Here is a 14,396-nt window from a genome sequence, read left to right as displayed (position 1 = left end):
AACCTCATCAACCTGGTGGGCCGCAGCTGCGGCGGCGATCGGGGAGGCACACGCAACGCATGCCCTGCCACTGATAGACGGTTCACGCGAGACGAAGCCGACAGCCAAACGCTGCAACCGCGGCACCGTCGCGGAAATGGCGACGCCGGCCCAGAGGCCGGCGTCGGGTCAAGCAGGATTCAACCCATGCTGCGGATTACAGCGGACGGCCGATGCCGGCGCAGGTGCTGGGGTTGTTCAGGCCGGCAGTGCTGCTGGCCAGCACGAAGCGGTTGCGGATCGCATCGCGCCAGGCCTTGGTCAGCGGGATGAAGCCGTGGTCGGTGATCGACTTCTCATACGCGACGGTGTAGGTCGCCGGATAGTGGCGGGCCAGGAAGCCGCGCAGGCTGGTGGCGACGCTCGAATCCTTGTAGCACTGGCCGATCACCAGATTGGTGTAGCCGGCGATCGGATAGCCGGCCGACGGGTTGCCGAACACCGGCACCCAGTTGGCGGGGTTCTCTGCATCGGTGCCGGTCGGCGGAGCGACGGTGTCCAGGGTGGCCTGCACGCTCACCTGGTCCGGCGAGAAGCCCTTGACCTTGGCGACCTTGGTCGCATCGGTCAGGTTCGGGATCACGTCCGGGCCAACGTAGCCGATGCGGCCTTCAGCCGCGTAGACAGTGTTGTACAGCGAGGTGCCGCCGGTGGCCGGGGCGGCCACCAGGAACGCCGGCAGGTTGCCGTTGGCATCGCGCTTGTACAGGTCGGCGAAGGTCGACTTGATGGCGAACTTGCCGCCCACCAGCTTCGAGGTGTCAGCATTCTCAGCGGCACAGGCCGCGGTCAGGAAGCGGCTGAACATTTCGCTGGTGCCGCTGCTTTCCGCGCGATACACCACCTGGATCGGGCCGCTGCGGTTGGCATCGATGGTCGACCAGTCGCTGATCGCGCCCGAGAACACGCCGCAGATCTGCGCCACGCTCAGGTTCACCGCCGAACCGGCCTTGTTGAACGGGATGGTGACCGAGGTGGCCACCGACGGCACCTGGATCAGCGCGCCGTAGCGGTTGGCATTGGTCGGCTGGTTGAAGTTGGTGGTGTAGGTGTTCAGCTCGGTGCCGCTCAGTACCGAATCGCTGCCGGCGAAGTGCACGGTGCCGGTGGTCGAGAACAGCAGCGAGTTGTTTTCCAGGAAGGCCTTCTTGCCGGTGCCCGAACCGGTCACGGCGTAGCTGAAGTTCGCCGGCAGGATGCTGTCGGACGAACCCTTGTAGAGGTCGGCCGGCAACGAGGCACCGCCGCCGGTCACGGTCTGCGCCGAGGCGGCGCCCACGGTGGCGAGCAGCGCGGTGGCAACCAGCGCGGCCAGGGTCTTGCACTTGTTCATGATCTTCTCCTGAAGGGTTTACTGCGAAGGGAAACACCAAGGGAGGAACGGTCACTACACGCCTGCTGCCGCCGAGGGCCTCCCAGCCCACTCTGCGGCGACGTGTCCATGCTGGTCCGCGCCGATGACACGCCGCTTAAGAAACCTGTGGAAGATCGGAAAAAGGTGTGGAGGATTGTGTGGAGAATCGAAGACGGCGACCGGGTGGAGTCGACTTTTCGTCGACTGGCTCACGGAGCGCTGGTCCTGTCGAAGTGTGCTTGGGAAGCAGTCGACTCCACCCGTGATGCGCGTTGCGCATCACTGCACCAGCTGGTTCATTTCCATGATCGGCATCAGCACCGCCAGCACGATCGTCAACACCACGCCGCCCATCACCAGGATCATGGTCGGTTCCAGCAGTGCGGTCAGCGCCATCGCGCGACGCTCGATCTCGCGCGAGATCGTCTGCGCGGCGCGTTCGAGCAGTGGCGCCAGCGAACCGGTCTTCTCGCCGCTGGCCACCAGATGCACCAGGATCGGCGGATAGACCTTCTGTACCTTCAACGCAGCACCCAGTGCCGCACCTTCGCGTACGCGAGCAGCCACATCATCGGCACAGCGCGCCAGCAACGCATTGCCAAGCGTCTGCCGCGCCGCTTCCAGTGCACGCAGCAGCGGCACACCCGCATCCAGCAGGATCGCCAGCGTCGAGGCAAAGCGCGCACTGTTCACACCCAGCACGAAGCGCCCGACCATCGGGACCCGCAGCAGCATCGCGTCCCAGCGCAGGCGCAGTTCCGGCCGCCGCAATGCCAGCCGCCAGGCCACCACCAGCGCAGCCATGCCCAGCCCTGCCCACACGCCCCAGCTGCGCACGACCGCGCTGGCGGCCAGCATCACCTGGGTCAGCATCGGCAGCGTCTGCCGTGCCTGAACGAACGCGGTCACCACCTGCGGCACCACGTAGCTGAGCAGGAAGATCACGATCGCCACTGATACCAGGCTGATCGCCGCCGGGTAGATGAAGGCGGTCAGTACCTTGGCCTGCAGCGCATTGCGCTCTTCGATGTAGTCGGCCAGGCGCTCCATCACCCGTGCCAGATCGCCGGAATCCTCACCTGCACCCACCAGCGCCCGATAGATCGGCGGGAAATCGCGCGGCCGCGCTGCCAGCGCCACGGTCAGGCGCTGGCCGGCACGCACGTCGGCGCGTACTGCGGTGAGCGCCTGGGCCACGTGCGGGCGTTCGGCCTGCTCGATCACCGCACTCAAGGCGCCTTCCAACGGCAGGCTGGCGGCCAGCAGGCTGGCCAGCTGGCGCGTGGCCCAGGCCAGCTCGCTGGCAGACAGCCGCCGGGCAGCCCAGCCACTGCCGGCACTGCGCGCCACGCTGACCTGCACGGGTGTCAGCCCACGACCGCGCAGCAACTGCCGCGCACCGCGCGGGCTGTCAGCGTCCAGCTGGCCCTTCTCGATGCGGCCCTGCGCGTTGGCGGCCTGGTAGTCGAACAGCGCCATGCAAGCCTCAGTCGTCGCCGGTGACGCGCAGGATCTCTTCCAGCGTGGTCACCCCGCTGTCGACCCAACGCTGGCCGTCCTGACGCAAGGTCCGCATGCCGGCACGCCGCGCCGCCTCGCGCAGTGCAGGTTCACCCTGCCCTTCATGGATCAGCGCACGCACGCGATCGTCCACCACGAACAACTCGTGGATGCCGGTGCGCCCCCGGTAGCCGCTGTTGGCACAAGCCGCGCAACCCACCGCGCGCCATACGGTACGGCCGTCCCCATCCACCTCGGCACGCCGGCAGTGGGTGCACAGCCGCCGCACCAGCCGCTGCGCCAGCACGCCGCGCAGCGACGAGGCCAGCAGGAACGGTTCCACCCCCATGTCGGCCAGGCGCGTCACTGCCGAAATCGCGTCGTTGGTATGCAGGGACGCCAGCACGCCATGGCCGGTCAGCGACGACTGCACCGCAATCTGTGCGGTCTCCAGGTCGCGGATCTCGCCGATCATGATGGTGTCCGGGTCCTGGCGCAGGATCGCGCGCAGCGCGGTGCCGAAGCTCATGCCGATGCGCGCGTTCACCTGGATCTGGCCGATGCCGGCGAAGTCGTACTCCACCGGGTCCTCCACGGTGAGGATGTTGCTGGTGCTGCTGTCGAGCTGGCCCAACGCGGCGTACAGCGAGGTGGTCTTGCCACTACCGGTCGGGCCGGTGACCAGCACGATGCCATGCGGCTGCCGGATCAATCCGGTGAACGTGGCCAGGGTGTCATCGGCCATGCCAAGGCGCTGCAGCTGCAGACGGCCGGCATCCTTCTCCAGCAGTCGCAGCACGGCGCGCTCGCCATGCCCGGTCGGCACCGTGGAGACTCGGATATCCAGCGGACGCCCACCCACGCGGATCGCGATGCGCCCGTCCTGCGGCAGGCGCTTCTCGGCGATGTCCAGGTGGGCCATGATCTTGATGCGCGATACCAGCGCTGCGTGCAGTGCGCGCCGTGGCTGCACCATGTCGCGCAGCGTGCCGTCCACCCGGTAGCGCACCACCGAATGGGTCTCGAACGGCTCGATGTGCAGATCGCTGGCGCCATCACGTGCGGCCTGCGCCAGCAGCGCGTTGATCATGCGGATCACCGGCGCATCATCCTGCGCGTCCAGCAGATCGGTGACTTCCGGCATGTCCTGCATCAGCCGGTCCAGATCGACTTCGCTCTCGGCGGCACCGACCACGGCAGCGGCGTCGCCGCCGTCACGGTACTGCTCAGCCAACCGCTGCTGCCACATCGCGGCATCCAGTGCCTGGAAGGGCAACGGTCCATGCCGGCGGCGCAGTTCGGCCACGGCCCACGCTGCGGTATCGACGGTACCCAGCAGCACAGGCTCACCGCCAACCTCGGACAGCATCACCCCATGGCTGCGCACCCAGGCGTACGGCAGTGGCGCGGCGGCGCTCACGGTCCGATCACCAGTTCCGGCGTGTAGCCCAGCCCGCGCAGTTGCTGCAGTGCCGGGTCCAGCGTCGCCGGGTCGCGCGGCAGCCGCACCCGCAGGCGCTGGCCACTCTCGCCCGGCGTCGCCTCGGCATAGGCCTGCAGGCCCAGCGCCCGCACCTGCGCCACGCCCTGGCGGGCACGGGTCGGGTCCAGCCCCTGTGCGAACTGCACCAGCTGCGCATCGCCGTCACCGGCCGGATACAACACTGCCAGGCTGGTGTTCTGCAGCGGCTGGCCCTGGCCATCGCGCGCATTGCCCTGGCCGAGTACAGAAAGGTCCTGCGGCGGCAGCTGCGGTGCCGACAGCGCCGGCAATGCCCAGCTCTGCACCGGTTGCGCGCCAGCCTGCGCGTTGCGCATGTAGTCATAGCGGTCGCGGGTCAGGCGCTGGCCGGCGGCCGGGTCACGCACCACGTGCGGACGCAGGAACACCATCAGGTTGGTCTTGGCGCGCTTGCGTGTGTCGCTGCGGAACAAGGCACCCAGCACCGGAATCTTCCCCAGCCCCGGCACCGCGTCACGGCCTTGGCTGACGCTGTCCTCCAGCAGGCCACCCAGCACCATGATCTGGCCATCGTCCAGCAGCACGCTGGTATCCAGTGCGCGCTTGTTGGTGATGATGCCGGCCGTGCTGTTCGCGCTCTGCGCATCGATGCTGCTGACTTCCTGGTAGATGTCCAGCTTCACCGTGCCGCCCTCGGAAATCTGCGGGCGTACCCGCAGCTTCAGGCCCACGTCCTCGCGCACGATGGTCTGGAATGGATTGTTGCTGCCGCCGCCACCGTCGGTCACGTAGCGGCCGCTCACAAACGGCACGGTCTGCCCGACCATGATGCTGGCCGCCTCGTTGTCCAGCGTCATCAGGTTCGGCGTGGACAGGATGTTGGCACCGCCCTTGCTCTGCAGCGCGTTGGCCAGCGCCTTCATGTTGAGGATCTGGCCGACGCCGGGCAGGTTGATGGTGCCGTCGATCACCCCGATCTTCAGGCCATCCTTGGGCAGCACGTCCAGGGTGGTGCGCGCGGTGGTGTTCAGCCCGCTGCCACCGCTGGTGCCGCCGAAGTGGGTGCCGCCGAAGGTGCGGCCATTGCCCAGCATCCACTGCACGCCCAGTTCGGCCGCGTCGGTCTGGTTGACCTCCACGATCAGGCTTTCCACCAGCACCTGTGCACGGCGCTGGTCAAGCTGGTCGATCACCCGTCGCAGGTTGCGGTACACCGGTTCCGGCGCCGAGATCAACAGCGTGTTGGTGGCCACGTCCGCCTGTACCGAAATGCCGTTCTGGCTGAAGCCGGTGCTCCCGGCGTCGATCGGGTCGCGGCGGTTCGGATCCAGCCGCTGCGATTCCAGCGCATTGCTGCCGGTCCTGGCCTGTTGTGGCTGCGACGGCTGCGCCGGTGCGGAACGGCTTGCATCGCCAGGCAGTGGCGTGATGCCTTCATTGCTGCCCACTGCCGGCGCATCGCTCTGCCCCGCAACCACGCCGCGCAGCACGCCGGCGAGCTGATTGGCCTGGGCATTGCGCAGGTAGACCACATGCAGGTTGCCGGACTCGTCCTGCGCGCGGTCCAGCTTCTCCACCAGTTGCCGGGCCAGACGGGTGCGCCCGGGACTGCTGGAACGCAGCAGCACGCTGTTGCTGCGCGGGTCGGCCATCACCACCACCTTCTGGCTGGGCTCTGCGCCCTGCGCATCCAGCAGCGGCGCGACCATCGCCGCGACGTCTACGGCAATGCCCTGCTGCAGCTTCACCACATCGGTGTCCATGCCGGCCGGCGTGTCGACGCTGGCGATCACCCGCGCAATGCGCTCCAGGTTGTCGGCATAGTCGGTGATCACCAGAGTGTTGTTGCCCGGGTTCGCCGTGATCGGATTGTCCGGGCTGATCATCGGCCGCAGCACCGCCACCAGCGCGGCGGCGTTCTCGTAGCGCAGCGGAAAGGTGCGCGTGGCGACCTCGCCTCCTGCACCGCCACTGCCCACCCGGCCACCGAGCAGCTTGGCGTCGGCCTGCGGCACCACCCGGCTGACGCCGCCATTCTCGACCACGGCGAAGCCGCGCATGCGCAGCGCGCCCAGCAGCAGCTGATAGGCCTGGGTACGGCTGACCGGGCCATCGGAGACCACCGTCATCTTGCCGGTCACCCGTGGGTCGAGCAGGAACTGGCGGCCGGTGAACCGTGCCGCCATCCGCAGCACGCCACCGATGTCGGTATCCACCAGGTTCAGCTGCACCGGCTCATCGCGTGTGTCCTGCGCTGCCACCGGCGCCGGCACGTGGGCCATGCCCACGATCAGGGCCAATGCAGTACTGCAGGCAAGGCTGCGCATCGCCCTCATGGATGGGCACCCGCAGTGGCCACCATCACGATGTTTCCGGAAATCCGTGCCGCCGGCATGTTCGCGTCCCCTGTGCGTGTCAGTTGCAGCTGCTGCAGCTCGATGGCCGGGTCGGCCAGCAGCGGCAGCAGCCAGTTCCATAGCGCATCGGCGGGCACCGCCTGTACCTGCAGGTGCCAGCGCCCGTCGCGCGTTTCGATATGCAGGCCATCGGCAAGGCCGGCGGTCTTTATTCCATCGCGCAGCCCGGCCAGTGTCGGATGCTGGCCCTGCGCCAGCTGCTGGCGCTCACGGACGCGCAGCAGCGGTGCCAGTGCGCGCGACTGCGCCTGCAGCCGCGGTAGCTCGGCCTGCCAGTGCGTGCGCTGCTTCAGCAGTGGCTCCAGCCACAACGACCACAGGCCCGCCACCAGCAGCGCCACCACCATCACCCACAGCATCCGCCGGTCGCGCGGTGGCAGGCGTTGCCAGCGCTGCTGCAGGCCGGCCAGCCCCCCGCCCAGCCGCAGGGTGCGGGCCGTCACTGTCCCGCTCCGCTCACCCGCAGGCGCCCACCGGCGTCGCGCGTGAGCAGCAGACCCTGCACCTGCAGCGCCTGCTGCCAGTGCTCAAGCCGCTGCGGATCGTCGGCCAATGCCTGGGCATCGGCATCCAGCTCCATGTCGAGCTGGCCGGGCTGGTAATGCAGGCTGCGCACCTGCCCGGCCAGTTCCGGAACCGCCAGCAGCGTGCTGGCTACCTGCCGTTGCAACGGCGGCAACGGTGGCGCCGGTGGCGACACCGCCAGAGCACGCCTTGCCTGCAGCACCGGATCCACCACATCGGTGATCTCCGGGAAGCGTGCGCTGAACTGCCGCGCCATGTCCTGTTGCAGCGCCTCGCCCTCGATCCGCCAACGCCAGACCTGCAGCTGCAGGCCGAGCGCGGCCAGCAGCACTGCCGCCAACGCGAGGCCGATTGCCAGGCGTGGCGCTTGCCGACCCGCACCGGGCAGCGGCAGTGACCACCCCGGCAGAGGGCCACATGCCTGCCGTTCCTTCATGACGGCGGTGGCCGGCAGGCTGTCCGGCCACGCCGGCGGTACGCTGCCGATCCATTGCACGGCCTGCACGCCGGCCTGTCGCAGGCGCACGGCCAGCGCCTGCATGACTGCACACGCATCACGTCCGCCATACCACTGGACGAACCCCCGATCGCGCCCGCTTCGCACCAGCAGGTGCTCGCCGCTGACCTGCAGCGTGGCCTGTCCGTCCTGCCAGGGCAGCAGCAGCGGCGTCGGATGGAGTGCCTGCAGCTGCAGTCCGCACGAGGCCAGCAACTGCTGCGCCTGCAGGACCGCCTGCTGGCCGAGCCAGGCCACCGGAACCGTGCCGTCAGCCGCCTGCGCACCGTGGGCCAGCGCGACGTCCTGCAGGTCGTCCAGCAACATCGCCTCCACCTCACCCTGCAACGCCAACTGCAGGCGTCGCCCGGACAACGGTGGCAGCTGCAGTTCCAGCAGGATCAGGTCGCTCGGATCGAGGCAGGCTCGCACCGCAGCCCGCGGATGCCGCAGGCCCAGCGCCGCCAGCGTGGCGCAACCGTGAGCCAGCACCTCGCCCTTGTGCAGCTGCGCCCAGTCCACCGCGCTGTTGGAGTGCAGACCCTCAAGCGTCGGCAGGCGTACCCGAAGCTGCGCGTTCATGCGCCGATCCTCGTCCACACGCGTTGCACACGCACGCCATCGTCGCGGTACTCGCGCCAGAGCAGCGCGCGGAAATCAACCGCGCTGCCGTCAGCCTGCACCTGGCCGACGGCCAGGAACCACTCGCTATGGATACCCAAGGGAAGTACCGCCATCTGTTCGTTGCTCAGTTGGAGTCGGTTGGCGATGTCGCCGCGATTGAGCAGCCAATGGCCAGCGTCGCGCTCACCGAGCAGCGCCTGCAGCCGTGCCGGTTCGACCGCAGGCGTCACCGCCTGCAGAACGCGCAGGTCGCTGGTGTTGGCGTTGACCAGGGTCTGTGCCGGCAACACCACGGTGCGTCGCGCCAGCGCCTGCAACGCCACCGGATCGGCACCCGGCAGCACCTGTTCGATCAGTGATTCGCGCGGCAGCGGCGCCTGCGCCTGCATGTCGCCATCGCGCAGGCGCGCCTGGATGTGGTCCGCGGCGGATGTGCAGGCGCCTTGGCCAAGCCCTTGCCCGGCACACAACGTGATGAACGCGCGCCGCGCCTCGGGGTCCGGCCTGCCATGCGCAAGCAGATTGCGCAGGTTGAACATCGACTGCGCATCGACCAGCTGCAGCCGCACCGGCAACGGCGCCTGCAGCTCCAATGGGCGCGCCCAGCGCCCGCTGCGCACCGTGGTCAGCTGTTCCTTTGCATCCGCACGCAGCTGCTGCGCCGCACGTTCCAGCGTTGCGTCCACGGCCATGCGTACCTGTGCGCGCAGCTGGTCACCACGCAGCGCGCGCAGCTGGGCCGACTGCCGGGTGAGCAGTGCAGTGGCAATCACTGCCACCAGTGCCACCACCAGCAGGGCGACGATCACCGCCATGCCACGTTGACGGACACTCGAAACAGACCGCATCCGGGCTGACATCGGCCTGCCTCACAGCTGCCAGGAGCCGATGTCCGCGTTCCCGGCGTCGCCACCGGGCTTGCTGTCCGCACCCAGCGAGAACACATCGATGTCGCCATGTGTGCCAGGCACCTGATATTGGTACGGATGGCCCCACGGGTCGTTCGGCAGGCGATCCAGATAGGGCGTGACCGGCATCGCGCCACTGCCCTGCGGCGGCTTCACCAGCGCCTGCAGGCCCTGCTCGGCGCTGGGATAACGACCATTGTCCAGCTTGAACAACTTCAGCGCCTGCATCAGCGCCGCGATGTCCTGGCGCGCTGCCACCACGCGCGCCTGGTCGGGACGGTCCATCAAGCGCGGCACGATCAATGCCGCGAGAATGCCGATGATCACCACCACCACCATGATCTCGATCAGGCTGAAACCCTGCTGCCGAACCCTGCGACCACCCACCTGCCTTGCCATTGTTCCGCCCTCGTCATCCTGGAAGAGACCGCTGCGCCATGGTCAGCGGTGCATGTGTCAGTACGATAAACATCCGCCGGCAATTCGCTGCGCATGTGCCTGCGCAGGCGCCGGCGCAGCCGGTACGCGTGCCGCCTCGAGCAGGTGTGGCGGCACACTGGACAGCGTTTCGTCGATGCAGCCGCGCAGCAGCGGAAGCGCGCACGCCTGCAACAGGCGCACGCACTGCATCGACGACCACGCGGTGCCATGGTCGAGGCCGATGAACGTGCGGTAGGCCTGGTGATAGCGCAGATCGTCGTACACGCGCTGCGCACTGTTGAGATCACGCACGACCACCAGCAGGGCCGCACGTTGCAGCAGCCGCGCATCGCCTGCGTCAAGCGGCAGCGCGTTCATGGCTGCTTCGGACCACGGCCGCAGCTGCAGATCAAGGGCGCGCCGCAGCGCCGCCAATGGATGCGCGCTGCTGTCCAGTGCCGCCCAGCGCGCGGCATCGGCCCAGGCATCACTGGACAGCACCCAGACCCACGAGTGCCCGTAGCGTTGCACATTCAACGGCGTGTGCCGCGCCTGCTCCAGCGACCGGCTCAGGTGGCGATCCAGCTCCAGCATGCTGATCCTGCGACTGTCTGCCATCTGCGTCGCCCGTGCTCCGCGACGCGTGGTGCGTCGTACTCTGGAGAAGACGTCAGCAAGGCAGGTGAAGCGACAGCGCGAATGCCGCTCTGTGCGCTGGGTGGTGCTTCATCGGCAACGTCATCGCAGCGTCATCCGCCTGCAGGCTTCGCGCTGCAGGCGCGGTGCGTCACCCCCGCAGCGGCGGGCCAGTACCGCCACGTCGCTGCGCGCGGCGAACGCGACCAGCGCGTCTGTCATGTCCACGTCATCGCACCACGACGCCATCGCAATGCGCACCGCCGGCAGCTGCCAGCCGTCCATCACCCCGCGGGTGCCCGCCACGAACCAGTGCCACAGCCGATGGTGCAGCACCTGCTCGTGCAGCTGCGCGAGATCCCTGATGCCATGCATGTCCATCAGCAGCAGCGCGCGTGCCAGCGCCGCAGGAGGCAACACACCGGTTTCAGCCAGCGGCAGCACCTGCTGCTGCAGGCGCAACAGCATCGCCAGCGGATGCGACTGCGGATCGAAGTCCAGCAGCACGGCCTGTTGCTGCCACTGTGCGTCCGATACCACGCATACCCATGGCGAGCCGTAGCGGTGCACCATCAACGGCCGTCGCTGGGTGGTTTCCAGCAACGCCGACAGATTGCGGCGCAGATCCAGCACACCGATGGTCTCGTTGCGCATCCTTGGCGTCTCCTTGCTTGCAACAGCCCTGCGCGGCGCGCACGGCCAGCGTCTTCACCTAACCAAGGACGGCAATGCCACCTGGAAAGCGACGCAGATCCAGCGACATCGTCAGTCGCAGCTGCTCCAGCGCCGCATCCGGATCATCGATGCGGAAGCGGCCGCTGACCGGGGCGCGCGCCAATGCCGATTCACCCAGCAGCACCTTGCCGCGGCGGTAGCGGTTGATCTCCTCCACCACCTCGCGCAGCGGCGCCCGGCGGAACACCAGCATGCCTTCGGTCCAGGCACTCACTTCCGAGGCCACGGCTTCGGCCACCACGCCACTGAGGCGCTCGTCGTACCGGGTCTGCTGGCCCGCCTGCAGCTGCAGGCGGCCCTGCGGGTGCTCGATCCGGGCGCTGCCCTGCAGGCAGGTCACCCGTACCTGGCCGTGGGTGTTGCGCACGTCCAGGCGCACCGCACCTTCATCGGCAATCACGCAGCCCGCCCCTGCGAACAGGGCCAGGCGCAGGCCGGCCCGGGTCTCGATCGCGGCCTGGCCCTGCACCAGCTCGAAGCCTTCGCCCTCCGTGTCCGCACGGCGGCGCAGGCTGCTCTGCGTATCCAGCTCGATCTTCAGCTGTGGCGAAGGTGCGATCTGCAGCCGTTCACCGGTACCGGTGTGGAAATCGGCCGTCATCGCCGTCACCGAGGGCCACAGCCCCAGCGGCGGACGGATCGCCGCCACCACTGCCAGGCTGGCCGGGGCGGCAATCGCGGCGCCCAGGAAGGCACGCCGGCTCCAGCGCTGGGTCGGCGTCGGCGCGACCGGTTGGCGTGCGGCGGCAGGCAGCTGCTCGCCGGCCAGGCGTACCTGCTCCCATTGCCGGCGCGCACGGCCGAATGCTTCGCGATGACGGGGATCAGCCTCGCACCACGCGCGGAAGCTGCGCCCGTCGGCCGCGGTAGCCTCGCCCGAGGTCAGCCGCACCACCCACGCGTGCGCCTGGCGCTCGACGGCATCCAGCGGGCGTTGCGGGCGATCGTCAGGATCCATTGGGGCTCATGCCGGACCCGCACGCTGCGGGGTTCTGCTCGGCGTCAAAGTGTAGACGGGTGCCGCCGCTCAGAACCGCACCTGCCGCCCCTGCCCGCTGCGCTCGGCCAGGTAGTCCTGGGCCGCCTTCAGCTCACGCTGCACCAGCCGCAGCGACACGCCGAGGTGATCGGCGACGTCACGCTGCTGCAGGCCATCGACGCGGATTGCCAGCAGGATGCGGCGACGCCGCTCGGGCATGCGCTGCAGCAGGCCCACCATGTCCTCCAGAGCGAAGTCCAGTTCGGCCGCCTGCGCCGGCCCCGGTGCCGGGTCGGCCATGTCCATCAGCGTCTCCACCTCTTCCAGGCTCAGCAGGCGATGGTCGGCACGTTGGCGGTCGATCACGGTATTCATCGCCATGCGCAGCAGGTAGGCCGCAGGGTTCTGCACGGCGTCCAGGCGGTCACGGCGCGCACTCAGGCGCATCCAGGTGTCCTGCAGCGCGTCACCGGCCAGCTCCTCCGATCCCAGCTTGCGCACCAACCGGCGCTTCAGCTCGTCGTAGGCCCCCAGAAGGTGGTCCATCAGGTCAACTGCGCCAGCCGTACCGTTGCTCATGTTCGAATCCTTGAAGTCATGGAAGGGGCGCGCGCCCGCCACAGTCGTGGTCGGTGCCGGAAGGACGGATCTGCAGGGTCACCGGCTGCGCCAGCGCGGCGGCCTCGGTCGCCAGCACCAGGCCCTGCAGCACCTGCAGCAGGCGTGCATCGCGGCGGGCACTACCACTGCCGGACAGCAGCTCGGGCTCGCTCACCCGGCCCGCGCCGTCGATGCGGAAGCGCAGCGTCGCGGCGTAGCGGCCGGGCGCGATCTCCGGGTCGTCACAGAACGCCGCACGCAGCCGCTGCTGCAGCCCGCCATAGCGACGCCGACGTTCGGCCTCGGGAAGTTCGGCGCCAACACCGGGTTCGGCGGCCGAGGACGTGCCCCGGCGCAGCACCACGCGCTGCGCGCCGATCACCTCGACCTCGATGCCGGAGTCCTGCAACAGCACCTGCAAGGCAGGCAGCGGCTCCAGGCTGGCGCGCAGCGCATGGCTGCTGCGGCCCGCGGCCAGGTCGCCCGGGTACATCACCGACCACCCACTGATGACGCTGAAGCGCTCGACCGCCTGTTCCAGCGGTTGCGCAGGGATGTCGTAGGCATGAACTCCGTCCTGCCCGGCAGCGGCAAAGGACAGCAGCAGCCACGCGACGATGGCCACCTTCCAAGTTCTGACCGCATGGTGTCCATTCAGCCCCCTGACGTAGAACACATGACCCTCGGCAGCGACAGCAGCTGCAGTGGACGCGCACCAGGACCAGCACCCCGGCCCGCGCGCGACCCGCAAGCGGGCTCAAACCGTAGCGGGGCCACATGTCATTGCGATGACCGCCGCCCACGGCCTGGCATCGAGCCAGGCTCCGTAAAGCCAGTCACGCATCAGGAATCAATGAATCGAACAGACCTGTTCATTTGCTCACAGGGTCAGAGCCCGTTGCGCAGCAACGGGATCCGACCCCGTACCGACCCAAACGTGTCGACCAAGGTCGACACCCACCAGGAGCAGCTCATGCCGTTCCGGCAGATCGTGGAAATCTGTCGAAGGCGGGGTGGGTCCGGTTGCGGGGGCGTGAGCCGCATGGATGCGGCGACCGAGCTTACATGGACGTACTTGCAGCGTCCCCCGCAACCGGACCCACCCCGCCATCCCTCAGCAGGCCCGCTGTTGCTGTTGCTGTTGCTGTTGCTTCTGAGGTTGCCGGCCAGCGGCCGGCACTACCTGCGGGTGCCGGGTGCAACCCGGCCGCAAACCCCCGCCCTTCACAGCGGCAGCTGGGTCGTCTGCTTGATCCGCTGCATCGGAATCTCGGTCTTGGTGTTCTGCACGCCGGCGATCCGGTTCAGGTGCTGCATCTGGAACTGCCGGTAGGCATCAAGGTCGGCCACCGCCACCCGCAGCAGGAAATCGCAGTCACCGGCCATCAGATGGCATTCAAGCACTTCCGGGAAAGACTTGATGCTGTTGATGAAGTAATTGGTGGTGTCCTCGTCCTGCCCGCGCAGCCACACGCGGACGAATACCGTGAAGCCACGGCCCACCTTGGCCTCGTTCAACAAAGCCACGTAGCGGTCGATGTAGCCGCCTTCCTCCAGCAGCCGCACCCGACGCAGGCAGGCCGACGGCGACAGCCCGACCAGCCGGGCAAGCTCCAGGTTCTGCAGGCGGCCGTCGCGCTGCAGGGCGTCGAGGATACGCCGATCGAGGTTGTCGAGCTGATACTGCATGGGATTTCGCCC

The 14,396-nt window shown here is 68.4% G+C and carries 14 protein-coding genes; all 14 read right to left on the bottom strand.

Annotated features, from left to right (window positions below; translation table 11 throughout):
* Positions 1 to 196: 196 nt before the first annotated feature.
* Positions 197 to 1,372, bottom strand: a complete 1,176-nt coding sequence (locus tag AC5P5W_RS15130; protein ID WP_014647364.1) for a substrate-binding domain-containing protein — start codon at positions 1,370 to 1,372, stop codon at positions 197 to 199.
* A gap of 300 nt (positions 1,373 to 1,672) precedes the next feature.
* Positions 1,673 to 2,872 carry a type II secretion system inner membrane protein GspF gene (gspF, locus tag AC5P5W_RS15125; RefSeq protein WP_142234838.1) on the bottom strand — a complete coding sequence of 400 codons (1,200 nt, stop codon included), beginning with the start codon at positions 2,870 to 2,872 and terminating at the stop codon, positions 1,673 to 1,675.
* A gap of 7 nt (positions 2,873 to 2,879) precedes the next feature.
* On the bottom strand, positions 2,880 to 4,313 hold the full coding sequence (gene gspE, locus AC5P5W_RS15120; protein WP_142234839.1) for a type II secretion system ATPase GspE: 1,434 nt from the start codon (positions 4,311 to 4,313) through the stop codon (positions 2,880 to 2,882).
* Positions 4,310 to 6,691, bottom strand: a complete 2,382-nt coding sequence (gene gspD, locus AC5P5W_RS15115) for a type II secretion system secretin GspD (protein ID WP_197574678.1) — start codon at positions 6,689 to 6,691, stop codon at positions 4,310 to 4,312. The genes gspE and gspD overlap by 4 nt, the downstream gene beginning before the upstream one ends.
* The gene (locus tag AC5P5W_RS15110) at positions 6,688 to 7,215 is read right to left on the bottom strand and encodes a type II secretion system protein M (RefSeq protein ID WP_049404341.1); all 528 of its coding nucleotides are present in this window, start codon (positions 7,213 to 7,215) and stop codon (positions 6,688 to 6,690) included. The genes gspD and AC5P5W_RS15110 overlap by 4 nt, the downstream gene beginning before the upstream one ends.
* Positions 7,212 to 8,375, bottom strand: a complete 1,164-nt coding sequence (gspL, locus tag AC5P5W_RS15105) for a type II secretion system protein GspL (RefSeq protein WP_495221247.1) — start codon at positions 8,373 to 8,375, stop codon at positions 7,212 to 7,214. Before gspL ends, AC5P5W_RS15110 begins: the two co-directional genes overlap by 4 nt.
* On the bottom strand, positions 8,372 to 9,277 hold the full coding sequence (gspK, locus tag AC5P5W_RS15100; protein WP_164165885.1) for a type II secretion system minor pseudopilin GspK: 906 nt from the start codon (positions 9,275 to 9,277) through the stop codon (positions 8,372 to 8,374). Before gspK ends, gspL begins: the two co-directional genes overlap by 4 nt.
* A gap of 9 nt (positions 9,278 to 9,286) precedes the next feature.
* The gene (gene gspG, locus AC5P5W_RS15095) at positions 9,287 to 9,724 is read right to left on the bottom strand and encodes a type II secretion system major pseudopilin GspG (RefSeq protein WP_164165884.1); all 438 of its coding nucleotides are present in this window, start codon (positions 9,722 to 9,724) and stop codon (positions 9,287 to 9,289) included.
* A 57-nt stretch (positions 9,725 to 9,781) separates the two neighbouring features.
* The gene (locus tag AC5P5W_RS15090) at positions 9,782 to 10,339 is read right to left on the bottom strand and encodes a hypothetical protein (RefSeq protein ID WP_495221246.1); all 558 of its coding nucleotides are present in this window, start codon (positions 10,337 to 10,339) and stop codon (positions 9,782 to 9,784) included.
* Positions 10,340 to 10,483: 144 nt separating this feature from the next.
* A complete protein-coding gene (locus AC5P5W_RS15085) occupies positions 10,484 to 11,035 on the bottom strand; it encodes a hypothetical protein (RefSeq protein ID WP_049439478.1) in 552 nt (183 codons plus the stop codon).
* Between the two features lie 58 nt (positions 11,036 to 11,093).
* On the bottom strand, positions 11,094 to 12,074 hold the full coding sequence (locus AC5P5W_RS15080; RefSeq protein WP_197574680.1) for a DUF4880 domain-containing protein: 981 nt from the start codon (positions 12,072 to 12,074) through the stop codon (positions 11,094 to 11,096).
* Positions 12,075 to 12,143: 69 nt separating this feature from the next.
* Positions 12,144 to 12,674 (bottom strand): RNA polymerase sigma factor, encoded by a 531-nt coding sequence (locus AC5P5W_RS15075; RefSeq protein ID WP_032961748.1) that lies wholly within the window; start codon positions 12,672 to 12,674, stop codon positions 12,144 to 12,146.
* A gap of 16 nt (positions 12,675 to 12,690) precedes the next feature.
* A complete protein-coding gene (locus tag AC5P5W_RS15070; RefSeq protein ID WP_197574681.1) occupies positions 12,691 to 13,371 on the bottom strand; it encodes an STN domain-containing protein in 681 nt (226 codons plus the stop codon).
* Between the two features lie 548 nt (positions 13,372 to 13,919).
* Complete coding sequence (locus AC5P5W_RS15065; protein ID WP_100450173.1) at positions 13,920 to 14,384, bottom strand: Lrp/AsnC family transcriptional regulator; 465 nt, start codon at positions 14,382 to 14,384, stop codon at positions 13,920 to 13,922.
* Between the last annotated feature and the right edge of the window lie 12 nt (positions 14,385 to 14,396).

It is taken from the genome of Stenotrophomonas sp. YJH_SMC_123 (assembly GCF_059368215.1).
This window is presented reverse-complemented; position numbering and strand designations above follow the sequence as displayed.

Coding starts and splice junctions, on each gene's coding strand:
- AC5P5W_RS15130 (WP_014647364.1), bottom strand. CDS start 1,372: ATGAACAAGTGCAAGACCCTGGCCGCGCTGGTTGCCACCGCGCTGCTC.
- gspF (WP_142234838.1), bottom strand. CDS start 2,872: ATGGCGCTGTTCGACTACCAGGCCGCCAACGCGCAGGGCCGCATCGAG.
- gspD (WP_197574678.1), bottom strand. CDS start 6,691: ATGAGGGCGATGCGCAGCCTTGCCTGCAGTACTGCATTGGCCCTGATC.
- gspL (WP_495221247.1), bottom strand. CDS start 8,375: ATGAACGCGCAGCTTCGGGTACGCCTGCCGACGCTTGAGGGTCTGCAC.
- gspK (WP_164165885.1), bottom strand. CDS start 9,277: ATGTCAGCCCGGATGCGGTCTGTTTCGAGTGTCCGTCAACGTGGCATG.
- gspG (WP_164165884.1), bottom strand. CDS start 9,724: ATGGCAAGGCAGGTGGGTGGTCGCAGGGTTCGGCAGCAGGGTTTCAGC.
- AC5P5W_RS15090 (WP_495221246.1), bottom strand. CDS start 10,339: ATGCTGGAGCTGGATCGCCACCTGAGCCGGTCGCTGGAGCAGGCGCGG.
- AC5P5W_RS15085 (WP_049439478.1), bottom strand. CDS start 11,035: ATGCGCAACGAGACCATCGGTGTGCTGGATCTGCGCCGCAATCTGTCG.
- AC5P5W_RS15080 (WP_197574680.1), bottom strand. CDS start 12,074: ATGGATCCTGACGATCGCCCGCAACGCCCGCTGGATGCCGTCGAGCGC.
- AC5P5W_RS15075 (WP_032961748.1), bottom strand. CDS start 12,674: ATGAGCAACGGTACGGCTGGCGCAGTTGACCTGATGGACCACCTTCTG.
- AC5P5W_RS15065 (WP_100450173.1), bottom strand. CDS start 14,384: ATGCAGTATCAGCTCGACAACCTCGATCGGCGTATCCTCGACGCCCTG.